Below are 14,841 nucleotides of genomic sequence, written 5' to 3'. Positions count from 1 at the left end.
GTTGGAGCGTTGTTCGGGTTTGCCGGGTTGCCGGGTGCGTGATTCAGCCGCACAGGGCCCTGTCCACGGCGTCCTTCACGTGCTGCGTGGCTGCCTTGTCCGTCGGGATGTTGGTGACCGCGACGTTGGCGGCGCGGCCGTCGTCGGTGACACCGCCCCGGGTCTCGTACCCCGCGATGTCGCCGCCGTGGCCCCAGTAGACGCCGCCGCACGACAGCGGCCTGCTCGTGAGCCCCAGCCCGTAGCGGAGGCCGGAGGTCCCGGCGGGGACGGTCGTGCGCATCTCGGCGAGCTGAGCCGCCGGGAGGAGGCGGCCGGCGAGGAGCGCGGTGAAGAAGCGGTTGAGGTCGGAGTTGGTGGAGATCAACTGGCCTGCGGCCCAGCCTGCGGAGGGGTCCATCTCCGTGAAGTCGCGCAGCGGTGTGTTCGCCGGGTTGCGGTGGTAACCGTGGGGGTGCGGCTCTCGGATGGTCATCTCGCCGGGGGTGGGGAAGTAGGTGTGGCGCAGCCCGATGCGCTTGAAGATGCGCCGGTCCATCTCCTCGGCGAGGGGGCGGCCGGTGACCTTCTGGACGATCAGGCCGGCCAGGACGTAGTTGGTGTTGCTGTACCCCCACGTCGTCCCCGGAGCCGCGTCGGCCTTGTACCGGAGGGCGATGTCGAGCAGCTCGCGGGGCTCGAAGTACCGGTTCCTGATCTCGTCGTCGTCGACGTGGATGCCGTACTCGGGGAGTCCGCTGGTGTGCTGGAGGAGCTGGCGGACGGTGATGCGGCGCCCGTCGATCCCTTTTCCGCGGACGAGGCCGGGCAGGTAGGTGTCGACGGTGGCGTCGAGGCCGATCTTCCCTTCGCCGACCAGCTGCAGGACCACCACCGCCGTGAACGCCTTGGTGTTGCTGCCGATCCGTACCTGGCCGTCCCTGGGCACCTTCGAGCCGGTGGTCAGGTCGCCCACTCCTGCGGTGTAGGTGCGGATGCGGCCGTCACGGTCCTGGACGCTCGCCAGCGCGGCAGGCATCCCGTCATCGCGCACCAGCGTGTTCAGGGCCTGCTGGACGGCGTCCGGCCTGGCGGCGGCAGCAGCGGAGGCCGCGGAATCGGAGGCGGAGGCGGCGGGCGGGGCGAGGGCGCCCAGCGTCATGACGCCGATGGCCACCGCGGCCGCGGCCGACACGGCTCGTCGCCGTCTGCCGCCCTGCTGCCGGGTCGAGGAACGAAGGCCCTGCCGGGTCTGAGCACGCATAAGTCAACTCCTGGGGAATCGTTTGGTCGAGGCACGATCCTGGTTTCCAGGGCCCGCTGACCGCATCGCGGGAAGGCGGGAGAAATCGCTCCCCCGATCGGGGGAGGCTGCCGGGGGGCTGCCCGGCGATACTGGCGCCCATGACCAGGGGAATTCGGCCGCTGCTGCGCGGCTCCACGTATGCGGGTGTGCTGTTCGCCTATTGCGGCGCGCTGGCGAGCCTTCCGCTGCTGCCTTTCGCCCTGTTGCCGGCGCTGTCGTGGCGATCCGCTTCCGAGAGCGTACAGATCGTCCTGGTCCTGCTGGTCTGGGCGGTACTGGTCGGCGTGGTCGGCCTGGCGCGCCCCGTACGACGGGCGCTGGTCGTGTCGGCCCGCCGGCTGCTGCGGGTGCCGCTGCCGAATCCGGTGGCCGGTCGCCGGCCCTCCGGTTCACTCGGCCTCGACCGCTGGCGGACCCCGCTCTGGCTGGTGCTGCACGTGGCCATCGGTTGGACGGGGGCGCTGGCGAGCGGGGTGCTGTTCATCATGGGCCTCTCACTGCCGGGGAACTGGCTCGGCGCCGAGGCGCGGGCGAGTCTGTTCGGCACGTCGGTCCGGGTGTCGGGCGGGTGGAGCTGGGTGGTGGCGGCCGTGTGCATCCTGCTGGCGGTAGCCATCTGCGTACTGGTGACGAAGGCCCTGCGGTGGGCGGCGCCACGGCTGCTGGGGCCGTCGGCGGCCGAACGGCTCGCGCTGGCCGCCGAGCGGGAACAGCTGCTGGCCGAACGCAACCGGATTGCCCACGAGTTGCACGACTCGATCGGGCACACGCTGACGGCGGCCACCATCCAGGCGGCGGTGGCGGGCGAGGCGCTCTCCGCCGACCCGGCGACGGCGCGGGCCGCCATGCGCAGCATCGAGGAGTCGACGCGGGCCGCGCTGGAGGACCTGGACTACGTGCTCGGAGTGCTGCGCGAGGAACAGTCGGGGACGGCGCCGACCCGGACCCTGGCCGACCTCCCCGAGCTGCTGGACCGCCTGCGGCACGCGGGCGCGGTGGTGGAACCGGAGCTGTCGGGCGACCTGGCGCAGGTGCAAGGGACGCTGTCCCGGGCGGCGTACCGGATCCTCCAGGAGGGGCTGACGAACGCGCTGCGCCACGGGGCGGGCGGCCCGATCGTGGCCCGGGTGGCGGCCGGGCCGGGCGGACTGGATCTCACGGTGGTCAACCGGACCGGGGTACGGACGGGCCCGGGGGCCTTCCCGACCTCCGGCCACGGTCTGCCCGGACTGGCCGAGCGCGTCCGGCTGCTGCACGGTGAGTTCCAGGCCGGCCCGGACGGGACGCAGCACTGGCGGCTGGCCGTCCGGCTGCCGGCACGGGCGTCGGCGTGAGTGGATCCCACGCGGGCGAAGGTATGGCCCTCCGGCTGCCGGTACGGGTGTCGGCGTGAGTGGATCCGACGCGGGCGAAGGCATGCCCCTTCCCCCCGTCACCAGCCCCGCCGTCACCCTCCTGATCGCGGACGACGAGGAGGTGACCCGCAGCGGCCTGCGCATGCTGCTCGCCGCACAGCCGGGCATCACGGTGGTCGGCGAGGCCGCCGACGGCGTCGAGGCGGTCGAGCGGGCGCGGAGCCTGCGGCCGGACGTGGTCCTGATGGACGTACGGATGCCGCGTCGCAACGGGATCGAGGCCACCCGCCAACTGCTGGCCGAAGCGGCCGACCCGCCGAAGGTCGTGGTGATCACCACCTTCGAGAACGACGGCTACGTCACCGCCGCCCTCAGCGCGGGCGCCAGCGGCTTCGTCCTCAAGCGCCTCCCGGTCCGTCAGATCGCCGAGGCGGTCCGGGTGGTGGCGGCGGGCGAAGCGGTCCTCTTCCCGGCCGCACTGGGCCGCATGGTCGCCGCCCGCCCGCTGGGCTCCGCCAAGGCCCTGCCGCACGCCGCCCTGACCGGCCGGGAGGAGGAGGTGCTGCGCCTGATGGCCACCGGGCTCTCCAATCCGGAGATCGCGGAGTCCCTCACGGTGAGCCTGGAGACGGTCAAGACCCACGTCGGAAACGTGCTGACCAAGCTCGGCGCGCAGAACCGGACCCATGCGGTGGTGATCGCGTACGAGTCCGGCCTGGTGGTCCCGGGCTTCGCCGGCTGACCGGCTTCCGCCCCTCTGCGCGGTCGCCCGCAGGTTGCTCAGCACCGGCCGCGACGTAACTCCACAGCTACTCGTATCCTCCGCCAGTGCTCTCACCGGGCACAACGTCGAAGGGCCCCACCGCTTGCAGTGGGGCCCTTCGCGGTTCTCGGTCTCGATTCCCGTGGGGCGGCGGCGCTCGCGTTCCGGGCCTTGAGGTCAGTTCTGGGCGTTGCCGGCTTCGACGGGTTCCGGTGTGACCTGATCGCCGGTGACGGCATCGATGAAGACCGTGGACTCGGCCCTCTGTTGTGGTCCCGGCGCGAGGGCGACCATCCATACCGGACGCCAGGCGTGGTCGACGCGCTGCGCGAGCAGCTTCACCGGGTTCGCCACCGAGCTGCCGGCTCCACGTTCGGCCTGTTTCTTCGCGGCGGCCTTCGTGACGGTGGCCTCCGGGAGCTTGGGATCCTGCGTACTTCGCGCGGCCATACTCAGGACGCGGCCGGCGGACGAAACGCTCAAATCCAGCCGCATCGGCATCATTACTCCCTTCATATAGCGGCGGTAAGTCAGTACGAAGGGGCCGTGCTTACCGTGAAGGGCGGTAGCGGTGGCCTTGGCGCCCGCTACCTCGCGGGGGAACCACTTTTTGGCGAACCGCTCCCCGGCTGCGCGCCGCTCGGCCACGGAGAGAGATCCGGTGCCGCTTTCTCCCGACTTCGGCCTGAGGAATTCGAGTTTTCTGTCCGGCCACCGAGCGACGACGGTCCCCCGTGAGGTTTCCACCGTCAGGCGCCAATGCCCGTCTTTCAGCTTTTCGCTGGAGCTCCGCGTGGCCCGTGCTTCCTTGCCGTACAGCTCGGCCACCGTTCGTTCCATCCAGGCGTCCTGCTCCAGCATGTCAGCAGCCCTCGCACGCAAGCGCTGGGTTTCCTCTTCCCCGTGCACCGGTTTCACCGCGATGGCGAAGGACGCGGTGAGCAGCAGAGCCCCTAGCGCGCCCGCACCGGCACCCCACACGAGATCTTTGCGGGAGAACGGCGGGCGGCGCTTGTGGACCCACAAGCCTGCGATTCCGAGAGCGACACCGAGGATGCCTCCCAGGCTGTTCGCCTTGATGTCGTCATAGCTGCATGCACGGCCCATATCTGTCCATGACTGCACCCATTCGATACCGCACGTGAGCGCCAAAGTGCCGGCGAGGGTCATGACCGGGCGCCGGAAGAGCAGTACGGCGAAACAACTCACGGGGACAAACAGCAGGACGTTGAGGCGCGCCGATTCGGAAGTCAGGAAAGCCCCATAGGGCAGGCCGACATCGCAGATGCCGGCCTGCCCGGAGCCTCCGCCTCCTGGCATGAGTGTCACGGTGAGCACGCCGGCCAGGGCCACTGCGAACAGGAGCGCGAGGCTGACGGATTGTTCCCTGGCCTTCGCCACCATGGCCGACGGAACGCCCAGCAGTACCGCGGTCACCAGGACTGCCGAGATCAGGCCGGGGAGTGCACCGATGGATGCTTCAATCACCAGGTCTATCTTTCAGGAGGACGGAAGGGGAGACCTAGCAAAGGTGATGAACCCACGGGGTTTCGTACCAGCTGCCATTCGCAATCATGACCCCGACGGCTTTGCAGTCCGGTGCGTCACTTACCGGACTGGACCAGCCGGCCTTGATCGACTGCCCCTTCTTGACCGTGCGCACCTTGCCCTTCAGGACAATGTCGTCCGTGTGGAGTTGCAGCTGCGCGGTCGCAGCGCCACCGCCGGTCTTGGTGTACTTGATGCCCGTGAAGAACTTCGAGGACGACTGGCCGATATCCCGCCCGTTATGAGCCTCGAAGTACAGTCGGCCATTGTCCAGCTTGGTGCTCGTGGAGCCACCGGCGTACGCCGCAGTGGCCCCCATGGCGGCAATCAGCGCTCCGCCGACAGCAATGCCTCGAACCGTTTTCCGCGAGAAGAAACTCACGCGTAAATCCCCCTTGTCCCCCCGGGTATCTCGATGGTCAAACCGAGATACCAAATTCCCTGAATTCGGCAAGCGTCATAGCGGCGCTTAACCATGAGACGATCCTATGCGGGACCAGCCGCCCGGGCAAGCACTTTTCGGGCGGCGGGCAGTGGCCTGAATTGCCGTTACCGAACTGGTCAAAGTTTGGCCGGCTACGGTGGCTACGGAGAGTCGGGTTGCCATGCGTTCGCCGACCGTGCGATTCAGACGCACCTATGTCCCGAATTCCTGTCCGGGACTGCGAGGGATTTTCGAGCTCGGGGGAATTGCCCGGCGGCGCTTATCCCGTAGCCGAGGCCGGCCGGAAGGTGTGGAGGCCGGCGGCGCGTGGTGCAGTCGTGACATTACCGATTTGCGGCAAGGGTGCGCTCGGCAGCGCGGCGGAAGCTCGACCGGGGCCGCCGGCGCGGTGGCGGGTGTCGGGTGGCCGCCGCGTACGGGAGGAGCCGTGATCTTGGCGGTGGGGGAAGCCCAGCGCACCCGGGACCGCGCCAACTCCCCTTTCGGGTGGGGAAATCGGTGTAACGGCGGACCAGCTTCTCGGGGGAATGGGAAGACGTCGAAATGCGGCGCAGTGGGGCGCGGGAAAGCGGGTGGTCGCTGATGTTGCCGAGTGGTTATCGAATCGCAGGCATAGGGGTGGTTTCGCTTAGTCGGGCGCGGCAAACACCAAGACATGAACAACACCCACGAACCCATGCCCGCAAACCACTCCCATGACGGCTATGGACACAACCGGTCCGGTCTCGGCGCAAATCGGGCTGCGCTGGTCATCCACACGATCGGGGATGTGGCCGCCGGCTTCCTGGGCCTGTGGATACTGCTGTACCTGCTCGAAGCAAACCAGGGAAATGTCTTCGTCGAATTCGTCCACGGCGTGGCTGACGCGCTCGCTTGGTGGTCGCAGGACATCTTCACCATGGACGGCGAAGGGGTGCGGGTATTCCTCAATTACGGTCTGCCCGCGGCGCTTTACCTGCTGCTGGGGCATGGGATCGCCGCTCGGGTTCGTCGCCTCTGACCGGTCCGTCACCAGGTGGGCTTGAGGGGTCCGTGATCGAACCGAGCGGCTGCCTTCCCTTGGGGGAGCCGCTCGTTCGCGTCTTGCGGCTGCTGCCTAGCATGAAGGCGTGATGTCCAGCCGCCCGTTCGTTCCGCCACGGGCCGCCGCACGGCGGTGGCCCGTGTGGTGTGTGCTCGGGCTGCTCGCGGGGCTGCTGGGTATGCACGGGCTCGGCCCTGCCGTTGCCGCCCCCTCGTCCGCGCACGAGCACGAGCGCGAGCGCGAGCACCGAATGACCATGGCGACCGTGGTGACCACGGTCGCCGCGCACTGCCCCGGGGACGGTGACTGTGGTGACACCGGACATGTCCATCACGCGGACTCGACCTGTGCGTCCGCTGCGCTGCACGGGCCGCCCGCGCCACCGGCGCTGACTCCCTCGCTCGGCTGCCCCGTTCAGCCCGCCGACGCGGTGGGCGTGGGCGCACCGAGCAAACGGGACGGCGGGCGGGCGCCGCCCGATCTGGCCGAACTCCAACTCCTGCGGATCTAGGAACACCCCGACGGCACAGACGCCCCGCTCAAGGGCGCGGTGCCGTCGTTCGGCATGTCCATACCGCTGCCTTTTCCAGGAGTTCAGCCAGTCATGAGTAGGTCCGAGACCAACCGTTCGTTCACGCGTCGCCTCGCAGTCGTGGCGGCCACCGCCGCCTCCGCGGTGGTACTGGCCGCCTGTGGCGGCAATGACAGTGGCGGCACGTCCGCCCACCACTCCCCGTCGAAGTCCGGCTCCGCGCCCAGCGCTTCGGCCGGCGCGCACAATGCCGCCGATGTGGCCTTCGCGAAGGGGATGATTCCGCACCACCGGCAGGCCGTGGAGATGGCCGACCTGGCCGCCGGCCGCGCCTCGTCGAGCCAGGTGAAGGAACTCGCCGCCAAGATCAAGCAAGCCCAGGACCCGGAGATCAAGACCATGTCCGGGTGGCTGACGGCCTGGGGCGAGCAGGTGCCGGAGGAGATGCCCGGCATGGATCACTCCGGGCACTCCGGCATGCCCGGAATGATGAGCGCCAAGGAGATGGCCGCGCTGAAGAAGAAGTCCGGCAAGGACTTCGACACGGCCTTCATGGAGATGATGGTCGGGCATCACCGGGGCGCGGTGCAGATGGCGGGCACCGAGAAGGAGAAGGGTGCCTACGGCCCGGCGAAGACGCTGGCCGACGCCGTCATCAAGGCCCAGGAGGCGGAGATCGCGCGGATGAACGGGCTGTTGGGGAAGGGGAAGGGGTGAGCCGCTCGCCACTTTCGGTGCGGCAGCCGGTGGCCGATAGCCACCAGTGCGGCCGCCGGTAGCTACCGGCGGCAGGGCGTAGCTGTCGGTGGTGACGGCCGCCCGCACCGGGCATCCGCCGTAACCACCGGCAGGCCGTACGCCGCCTGACCGTTGTCGTCGGTCCGTCGGCCCTCCGTCCAAACGGCGGGCCGGTGGGCCGACCGGCGCCAGTCAGACATCGGCGCCGGACTGCGAAGTGCGCGGAGTACAGAGTCACCTCAAGGCGCCGCCCCACCCGGTGGCGCCCCACCCGGTGGCGCCCCACCCGGCGGCGGCCCACCCGGCGGTGCCCCCCGAAGCGTGGCCAGCCGACGGCGGTACTCCTCCTCGTCGATCTCACCGCGGGCGTACCGCTCCGCCAGGATCTGTTCGGCGGCCGGTCCGCCGCGGGTCACCGGGGGCTCGGTGCGGGCGGGGGCCGAGTGGCCCAGGGCGCGGACGATCAGCAGAGCGATGACGAAGAGCAGCGCCAGGAACAGGAAGATGCTGATCGACATCGCGAGCCAGGCCCACCCGCCGCCATGGCGTCCGTACCAACACAACATCGCCCTCCACCTCCCGCGTGACACGGGGTGCGGGCCCGGTGCCCGCAGGGGACCTCGGCTCCATGCCCTTCCATGGTCTCTCGATCGGGGGCGGGGAGCCATGGGTGCGGCGCGCGCCCCGGGGCGCCGGGAATTCCGTCGGCCAGGGCGGGCGTCGTTCCTCGTCAGGCCCCTTTCTTCACATCATCTCGGCGTCCGCCCGCCGTGGGCGCTACGGTGCAATCCGTGCGCAGCGAGTACACGTTGCGTCACGGATCGACATGTCGTGGCTGCCTGGGCATGCCCGAGTGCCGCCGCGCGTCTGGGGGACTGCATGCACGAGATGACCAAAGGCGCCAACGTCGGCCTGGCAGCCCTGAGCGACGACACCGGCTCCGTGATCGTGAGTCTGAGCTGGAGCAGCGCGGCGGGGGCGGGGGACGCCGATGTGTCCGTACTGCTGCTGGGCGGCAACGGCAAGGTGCGCAGTGATGCCGACTTCTTCTTCTACAACAACCCCGCCTCCCCTGACGGCAGTGTGCAGTTGCTGGGCAAGACACCTACCGGCAGTGGCAGCGAGGACCGCATCAGCCTCGATCTGACCGCGATGCCGCCCGAGGTGGACCGCGCGGTGCTGGCGGCCAGTCAGTACGGCGACGCCCGCTTCGGGGAGCTGGACGATCTGCGGCTGACGCTCGCCGATCGTGCGGGTGAGGCCCTGTTGGGCTACACCATCGCCGGGGCCACCACGGAGAGCGCGTTCCTGTTCGGTGAGCTCTACCGGCGGGGCGAGGAGTGGAAGTTCCGGGCCATCGGCCAGGGTTACGAGACCGGGCTGGCGGGGCTGGCCACGGACTTCGGCATCGACGTGGACGAGGGGAACGAGGAGGGCGGCGAGAGCGGCGAGGTGTCCGCGGAGGGGGGCGCGGGGGAGGTGGGGTCCGGGGGCAAGGTGCCGCCGGCGCCGGCGGCCGCGCCGGGGGTGGCGCTGCCCGCGCAGGCGCCTCGCGCGACGGCGCCGGACGGGGTCGCGGCTGCCCGCCCCCGGCGTCCGCGTACCGCCAAGAAGAAGGTCACGCTGCCCAGGGCGGAGAAGAAGTCGCTGGCCGAGAACGACAGTTGGCGGGCCGCACGGCTCTTCCCCGCGGGCTCGCTGAAGAGCGACCGGGAGCGGGAGGGCCGGGCCACTTCCGTGCTGCTGTCGGTCATGGCGGAGGTTCCGGAGTTCGGCCGTCGGCTCACCGCCGCGTTCGGTGCGCCGGCCGGCCGGATGCAGACGTTCACCGAGGTCGCGCTGCCGCACGGGGACAGCCCCAGGCGCCCGGACGGGGTGATCCGGGTGGAGCGGGCGGGCAAGTTGTGGACTGCGCTGGTGGAGACGAAGACGAACGGGAACCCGCTGCGGTCCGAGCAGGTTCAGGACTATCTGGACATCGCGGCCCGTCGTGGCTACGAGGCCGTGATCACGCTCTCCAACGACGTGGCCCTGGAAGGCCGTCCGCTGGTGCAGGTCAAGACGGACGGGCGGCGTAAGCACAAGGTCGCGCTGTGGCATCTGTCGTGGGCCGAGGTCACCTACCAGGCGCAGACGCTGATCCGGCACGAGGGCGTCGGCAATGCCGCCCACGCCTGGCTCCTTCAGGAGCTCCTGCACTATCTCCAGCACGAGAACTCCGGCTGCCACGGCTTTCAGAACATGGGCCCGGCCTGGGTGCCGGTGCGGAACGGCATCGATACGGAGACCCTGTGCCGGGGGGACGCCCGCGCGGTGGAGGTCGTGGAGAGCTGGGAGCGGCTCATCCGGCAGGTCTGCCTCCGGCTGGGCGGGGAACTCGGCCAGAAGGCGCTGCCGGTACAGCGCGGCAGGCGCGGCACCGATCCGCAGGACCGGCGGGCCGTGCTCGCCGACCGGCTGTGTGACGAGGGGCGTCTGTCCGCCGAACTGCGCGTCGACGGTGCGCCCGGGGTGCTCGCCCTCACCGCCGATCTGCGCACCGGCAAGCTCCGCACCTCCATCGACGTCCCGGCCCCTGACGGCAGTTATCCGCTCACCTCCGCCAAGCGGATGATCCGGCTCCTGGCCAAGGCGCCCGCGGACCTCCACGTCGAGACCCTCGTCGAAGGGAACAACGGCCCACGCGGCACCCTGGAACGGCTGCGTCCCGAACCGGCCGACATGCTGCCCAAGGGCGGGGACGTGATCACCGGCTTCCGGCTGTCGTTGTTCAAGGGCATGGGCGCCACACGGGGCAGCGCCGCCTCCGGATTCATCCGTAGCGTCGATGAGGCCCTGGACCAGTTCTACGCGAGCGTGGTCGCTCATCTGCCGCCGCCCGAACGGCGGCCCGCGCGTGCTTCGGACGGGGTGGGCTGACCTCCGTACGGTTCCCCGGCCGCGGATCCGGCCGTTAGCGGGCCGAGCCCGGCGCCGGAGGCACCGACTCCCCCTCCTCCTCGTGCTCCACGGCCGCGTTCACTGCCTCGGCGGGCATGGCCAGTCGTACCGCGGTGTAGTGGATGGCCAGGCTGAAGACGATCACGATGACCAGGTCCCACCAGTCGGGGAGGGCGTTGGTGCCGCCGTAGCGGCCGAAGCGGGCGATGAGGATCATGCCGCACAGCCAGGGCCACACCCAGAGGGCGGAGCGGGCGCGGAGGACGCTGCGTTCGGCGGCCGGGATGCCGCGGCGGGTGAGGACGAGGAAGACGAAGCCGAGGAGGGCGGCGATGCCGAGTTTCCAGTCGGCCTCGTACCCGGACCAGTAGAAGATCAGGTTGGCGAAGACGAAGCCCAGGGGGGCCATTACCGGGCCGGCGGGCAGCCGGTAGGGGCGGTTGCGGTCGCCGTCCCGGATGCGGAGGGCGTGCAGCGACACCGGGGCGAAGGCGTACATGATCGCCGCTGCCGAGGTGACCAGGCCCACCAGGGCCTGCCAGCTGGGGAAGGGCAGGAAGGCGAGCTCGCCGACCACGAAGGCGAGGAGGGTCGAGATGACCGGGACCCGGCTGCGGCCGACCTGGGTGAGGGGCTGGGGCAGCACCCGCTCGCGTCCCATGGCGTAGGAGAGGCGCGCGGCGCCCGCCATGTAGACGAGGCCGGTGCCGGCCGGGGAGATGACGGCGTCGACGTAGAGGATGGTCGCCAGCCAGCCGGCGCCGACGGCGGTGGCCAGGGTGGCGTAGGGGCCGAAGTTGCCCGCACCGACGGGGTTGTCCCAGCTGCGGGTGAGGGCGCCGGGGTCCAGGGCGGCGATGAAGGCGATCTGGAGGAGGAGGTAGAGGGCGGTGCCGACGGCCATGGCGACGACCACCGCCCGGGAGATGTCGCGCTGGGGATTGCGGGCCTCACCGGCCAGCTGGATGGCCTGCTCGAAGCCGAGCAGCGCGAACACCACTCCGGCGGGCAGGGCCGCGAAGACACCGTGCGCGCCGTGTGGGGCGAAGCCGCCGCCGGCGGTGAAGTTCGCGCTGTGGAACGACAGCGTCATCAGGACGATGACGGTCAGCAGGGGTACGGCCGTCTTGAACACGGCGGTGACCGAGTTGATCCCGGCCATCAGCCGGACCCCGAGGACGTTGATCAAGGTGAAGATCATCATGAAGACGGTGCCGATGATCAGGCCCGGGGTGGTGAGGGTGCCGTTGGGGTGCAGCATCTGCACCCGGTCGTGGATCCAGCCGATGCGGTCCAGGTAGGAGAGCGTGGCCTCGACCTCGATGGGGGAGATCAGCACCGACCGCAGCCAGGACATCCAGCCCGCGGTGAAGCCGGTCAGCGGGCCGAAGGCGAAGAACGGGAAACGGGCGGTGCCGCCCGCGATCGGGTAGGTGGCGCCCAGTTCCGCGTGGGCCAGCGCGAGCACGGCGAGCATCGTGGAGGCGAGCACCCAAGAGATCAGCGAGGCCGGGCCGGCGATGACGGCGGTGGTGAGGGCGCCCAGCAGCCACCCGGAGCCGATGATCGACCCCAGGGAGAGGAACATCAGCCCCCAGAATCCGACCGCCCGGCGCAGATGACGGCCACCGCCCGCGCTCTCGCTCCCCGCTACGGCTGCCTTGCTCACGCGCGCTCCTGGTTCACCGGGCCGGCTTCGTCCTGGGACGCGGGCCCGCGCTGCCGGCGCGCGGCGCGTCGCCCGTGTACGGAGAGTAAACGCGTAGCGGCGCGTCAGGTTCCGGTTTGGGCGGGGAGTTCCCTCGTCGGGCCGTGTGGGCCGGTGCCGGGCGGGTGGGCCGGTGACGGGCGGGCGGGCGCTTGTGGGGTGGTTGTGGGGCCGTGCGGGCGCTCGTCCGGTGGGGATCGCGGGGCGTGCGCAGACCTCGGGAGGTGCGGGTGCGGCGCCGTTTTCCGTTACCGCCAGTGACTGGTTGACGGGTGGGCGAGGGGCTGTGGGGAGCCGTTGTGGGGCGGCGGATGGGCGTGGAACAGGGTGGCGTACAGGCCGTGGCGGGCGAGGAGTTGGGCGTGGGTGCCGGACTCCACCAGGCGTCCCTCGTCCAGGACCAGGATGCGGTCGGCGTCCGCGGCGAGGTCGAGGTCATGCGTGATCACGATGGTGGTGCGGCCCTCGGCGAGGCGCCGCAGGGGCCCGAGGATGCGCTGGGTGGCGAGGGTGTCCAGGCCGGTGGTGGGCTCGTCGAGGACGAGTACGGGGGCGTCGCGCAGCATGGCCCGCGCGATGGCGACGCGCTGGAGCTGGCCGCCGGAGAGCCGGGAGGTGCCGGGCGCGATGACGGTCTGATAGCCGTCGGGGAGGGCGGCGATGAACACCTCGGCGTCGGCGGCGCGGGCGGCGCGGACGACATCGCCGTGGGTCACGTCGTCGCGTCCGCAGGCGATGTTCTCCTCCACGGTGTCGTGCAGGACGAGGGTCTCCTGGGGCAGCAGGGTGATGTTGCGGCGGAGCCGGTCGAGCGGCATCCGGTTCACGGGGACACCGTCGAGCCGGATGCTGCCGGCGTCCGGGTCGTAGAACCGCAGCAGCAGGGCGGCGAGTGTCGACTTGCCCGCACCGCTGGGCCCGGTGATCACCACCAGTTCCCCGGGCACCGCGCTGAACGAGAAGTCCTGGAGGACCTCCGTTTCGCCGCCGGGGTAGTGGAAGTGCACCCGGCAGGCTTCCACCGCTCCGACCGCGCGGTTCGGCGCCGGGACGACGGTGGCGGGGTCCGGGTCGGTGACGGCGGGGCGGGCGTCGAGGATCTCCAGCAGCCGCTCGGATCCGGCGGTCGCCTCGGTGACCGTCAGCCCCAGCTGGCCGAGGTCGCGGATCGGCGGGTAGAGGTAGCCGACGAAGGCGGCGAAGGCCAGCAGCTCGCCGAGCGTCATCCGCCCCGCGGAGATCTCCCACGCGCCGAGGCCGATGATCGCCAGGACGCAGAGCGTTTCCAGGACCTCGACGATCTGCTCGTACAGCTCGTTGAGGCGGGCGCTGGTCACCGACGCCCGCAGCCAGCGGCGGGCCTCGCGGCGGAGGCGTTCCTGCTCGTCGTGCTGCCGGTTGTAGGCCTGGGTCAGGACGACGTTGACCAGCCCTTCCTCGACCACCGAGGTGATGGCGCCGTCGGCCGCGCGCTCCCGGCGGGAGACCTCCTTGACCCGGCCGGTGAAACGGCGGGTGGCGATCCAGAAGAGCGGGGCCAGGGCGAAGGTGACCAGGGCCATGTCCCAGCGCAGCCAGAACGCGGCGCCGGCGTAGAAGATGACGCCGAATACGGCCGTGGCCGCCTGCACCAGCCCGGTGACCACCAGCTGCTCGATGGCGTCCACATCGCCCGTCATCCGCTCGACCAGGTCACCGCGGCGGTTGCGCTGGAAGAAGTGCGGCGGCAGCTTCTGGAGGTGGGCGAAGACCCGGGCCCGCAGCCGCATCACGAAGCGCTCGGCCGTCCATGCGGCGAGCGAGTTGCCCAGATACCCCACCACCCCGCCGGTGACGGCCACGCCCAGCCACAGACCGGCCGGTGCCCAGAAGGCGCTGACCGAGCCCTTCTGAAGGGCGTTGTCGGTGAGGTTGGCGAAGACCAGGATGGCCACGGTCTCCGCGAACGCGGCCAGGATGGCGCTCAGACAGACGAGGAGGATCCAGCGCCGGTCGCCCCGGGTCAGCGGCCAGAAGCGCCGCACCGATTCCTTGAACCCCACCCGCCTGGTGCGGATCGGGGCATCCGCCACGAGGCCGCTGCCCAGGACCCGGTCCGCACCGGGCTCCAGGGGCGGTCGCGCGGCGGCCCGCGGTCCGGCCGCGGAGAGGACTGCGGCGTCACCGTCCTGCTTCGACACGGACGCCCCCCGTCCCACAGGCGGGGGCTCCGTGCTGTGTTGAGGCGACGCTTCACGGCGCTCCGGGCGCCGGCGTGAGCTGCGAAGGTGCATGGTCGCTACGTCATATCGTCGCTGCTCGGGCGGTTGACCGGGACCGGAAGGGGCCCCGCACACCAACGAGGCGGACCCGCGCGGTACGCGAGCCTGCCTCGGACTCAGGTTTTTGAGTCAGTGGTGACGACGCCTGCGCAGATACCTGCGTCCACGCCTCCTGCGGCGCCGACGGCGGCCGTGGTCGTGGTCGTAATCGTCGTCGTGCCTACGCCTTCTCGGGAAGACAT

12 protein-coding genes are annotated in these 14,841 nt (G+C 70.6%); 6 read left to right on the top strand and 6 right to left on the bottom strand.

The window, feature by feature from the left end:
- Positions 1-43: 43 nt before the first annotated feature.
- Complete coding sequence (locus AC3EUV_RS07765) at positions 44-1,243, bottom strand: serine hydrolase domain-containing protein (RefSeq protein ID WP_432140372.1); 1,200 nt, start codon at positions 1,241-1,243, stop codon at positions 44-46.
- A 140-nt stretch (positions 1,244-1,383) separates the two neighbouring features.
- Between AC3EUV_RS07765 and AC3EUV_RS07760 the strand changes: the two genes are divergently transcribed.
- Both AC3EUV_RS07760 and AC3EUV_RS07755 read left to right on the top strand, forming a co-directional pair.
- Positions 1,384-2,619: a sensor histidine kinase gene (locus AC3EUV_RS07760; protein ID WP_435602499.1), complete on the top strand. Its 1,236-nt coding sequence runs from the start codon at positions 1,384-1,386 to the stop codon at positions 2,617-2,619.
- An 82-nt stretch (positions 2,620-2,701) separates the two neighbouring features.
- On the top strand, positions 2,702-3,382 hold the full coding sequence (locus tag AC3EUV_RS07755) for a response regulator transcription factor (protein ID WP_432140374.1): 681 nt from the start codon (positions 2,702-2,704) through the stop codon (positions 3,380-3,382).
- 198 nt (positions 3,383-3,580) lie between these two features.
- Here AC3EUV_RS07755 and AC3EUV_RS07750 read toward each other — a convergent pair whose 3' ends face one another.
- Together AC3EUV_RS07750 and AC3EUV_RS07745 are read right to left on the bottom strand one after the other, a co-directional pair.
- Complete coding sequence (locus AC3EUV_RS07750; protein ID WP_435602498.1) at positions 3,581-4,891, bottom strand: VanZ family protein; 1,311 nt, start codon at positions 4,889-4,891, stop codon at positions 3,581-3,583.
- A 34-nt stretch (positions 4,892-4,925) separates the two neighbouring features.
- On the bottom strand, positions 4,926-5,333 hold the full coding sequence (locus AC3EUV_RS07745; RefSeq protein WP_432140376.1) for a hypothetical protein: 408 nt from the start codon (positions 5,331-5,333) through the stop codon (positions 4,926-4,928).
- 739 nt (positions 5,334-6,072) lie between these two features.
- Between AC3EUV_RS07745 and AC3EUV_RS07740 the strand changes: the two genes are divergently transcribed.
- The 3 genes from AC3EUV_RS07740 to AC3EUV_RS07730 all read left to right on the top strand — a co-directional run bounded on the left by AC3EUV_RS07740 (position 6,073) and on the right by AC3EUV_RS07730 (position 7,669).
- Positions 6,073-6,396, top strand: coding sequence for a hypothetical protein (locus tag AC3EUV_RS07740; protein WP_432140467.1), 324 nt, complete (start codon positions 6,073-6,075; stop codon positions 6,394-6,396).
- A 112-nt stretch (positions 6,397-6,508) separates the two neighbouring features.
- A complete protein-coding gene (locus AC3EUV_RS07735; RefSeq protein ID WP_435602587.1) occupies positions 6,509-6,931 on the top strand; it encodes a DUF6153 family protein in 423 nt (140 codons plus the stop codon).
- A gap of 93 nt (positions 6,932-7,024) precedes the next feature.
- A complete protein-coding gene (locus AC3EUV_RS07730; protein WP_432140377.1) occupies positions 7,025-7,669 on the top strand; it encodes a DUF305 domain-containing protein in 645 nt (214 codons plus the stop codon).
- A 260-nt stretch (positions 7,670-7,929) separates the two neighbouring features.
- Here AC3EUV_RS07730 and AC3EUV_RS07725 read toward each other — a convergent pair whose 3' ends face one another.
- Complete coding sequence (locus AC3EUV_RS07725) at positions 7,930-8,256, bottom strand: SHOCT domain-containing protein (protein ID WP_435602497.1); 327 nt, start codon at positions 8,254-8,256, stop codon at positions 7,930-7,932.
- Between the two features lie 313 nt (positions 8,257-8,569).
- On the opposite strand from AC3EUV_RS07725, the gene AC3EUV_RS07720 reads away from it, so the two are divergent.
- On the top strand, positions 8,570-10,609 hold the full coding sequence (locus AC3EUV_RS07720; protein ID WP_435602496.1) for a TerD family protein: 2,040 nt from the start codon (positions 8,570-8,572) through the stop codon (positions 10,607-10,609).
- Between the two features lie 34 nt (positions 10,610-10,643).
- On the opposite strand, the gene AC3EUV_RS07715 is transcribed toward AC3EUV_RS07720, so the two are convergent.
- The gene (locus AC3EUV_RS07715; RefSeq protein ID WP_435602495.1) at positions 10,644-12,299 is read right to left on the bottom strand and encodes an APC family permease; all 1,656 of its coding nucleotides are present in this window, start codon (positions 12,297-12,299) and stop codon (positions 10,644-10,646) included.
- A 287-nt stretch (positions 12,300-12,586) separates the two neighbouring features.
- Positions 12,587-14,518 (bottom strand): ABC transporter ATP-binding protein, encoded by a 1,932-nt coding sequence (locus AC3EUV_RS07710; RefSeq protein ID WP_435602494.1) that lies wholly within the window; start codon positions 14,516-14,518, stop codon positions 12,587-12,589.
- Between the last annotated feature and the right edge of the window lie 323 nt (positions 14,519-14,841).

Source organism: Streptomyces sp. bgisy130 (genome assembly GCF_057708345.1).
The sequence above is the reverse complement of the archived record's forward strand: the minus strand, read 5'-3'. Positions and strand labels throughout refer to the sequence as shown.

What these genes read in the sequence shown, in the direction of transcription:
- AC3EUV_RS07765 (WP_432140372.1), bottom strand. Translation starts at nt 1,243, where the DNA reads ATGCGTGCTCAGACCCGGCAGGGCCTTCGTTCCTCGACCCGGCAGCAG.
- AC3EUV_RS07760 (WP_435602499.1), top strand. Translation starts at nt 1,384, where the DNA reads ATGACCAGGGGAATTCGGCCGCTGCTGCGCGGCTCCACGTATGCGGGT.
- AC3EUV_RS07755 (WP_432140374.1), top strand. Translation starts at nt 2,702, where the DNA reads ATGCCCCTTCCCCCCGTCACCAGCCCCGCCGTCACCCTCCTGATCGCG.
- AC3EUV_RS07740 (WP_432140467.1), top strand. Translation starts at nt 6,073, where the DNA reads ATGCCCGCAAACCACTCCCATGACGGCTATGGACACAACCGGTCCGGT.
- AC3EUV_RS07735 (WP_435602587.1), top strand. Translation starts at nt 6,509, where the DNA reads ATGTCCAGCCGCCCGTTCGTTCCGCCACGGGCCGCCGCACGGCGGTGG.
- AC3EUV_RS07730 (WP_432140377.1), top strand. Translation starts at nt 7,025, where the DNA reads ATGAGTAGGTCCGAGACCAACCGTTCGTTCACGCGTCGCCTCGCAGTC.
- AC3EUV_RS07725 (WP_435602497.1), bottom strand. Translation starts at nt 8,256, where the DNA reads ATGTTGTGTTGGTACGGACGCCATGGCGGCGGGTGGGCCTGGCTCGCG.
- AC3EUV_RS07720 (WP_435602496.1), top strand. Translation starts at nt 8,570, where the DNA reads ATGCACGAGATGACCAAAGGCGCCAACGTCGGCCTGGCAGCCCTGAGC.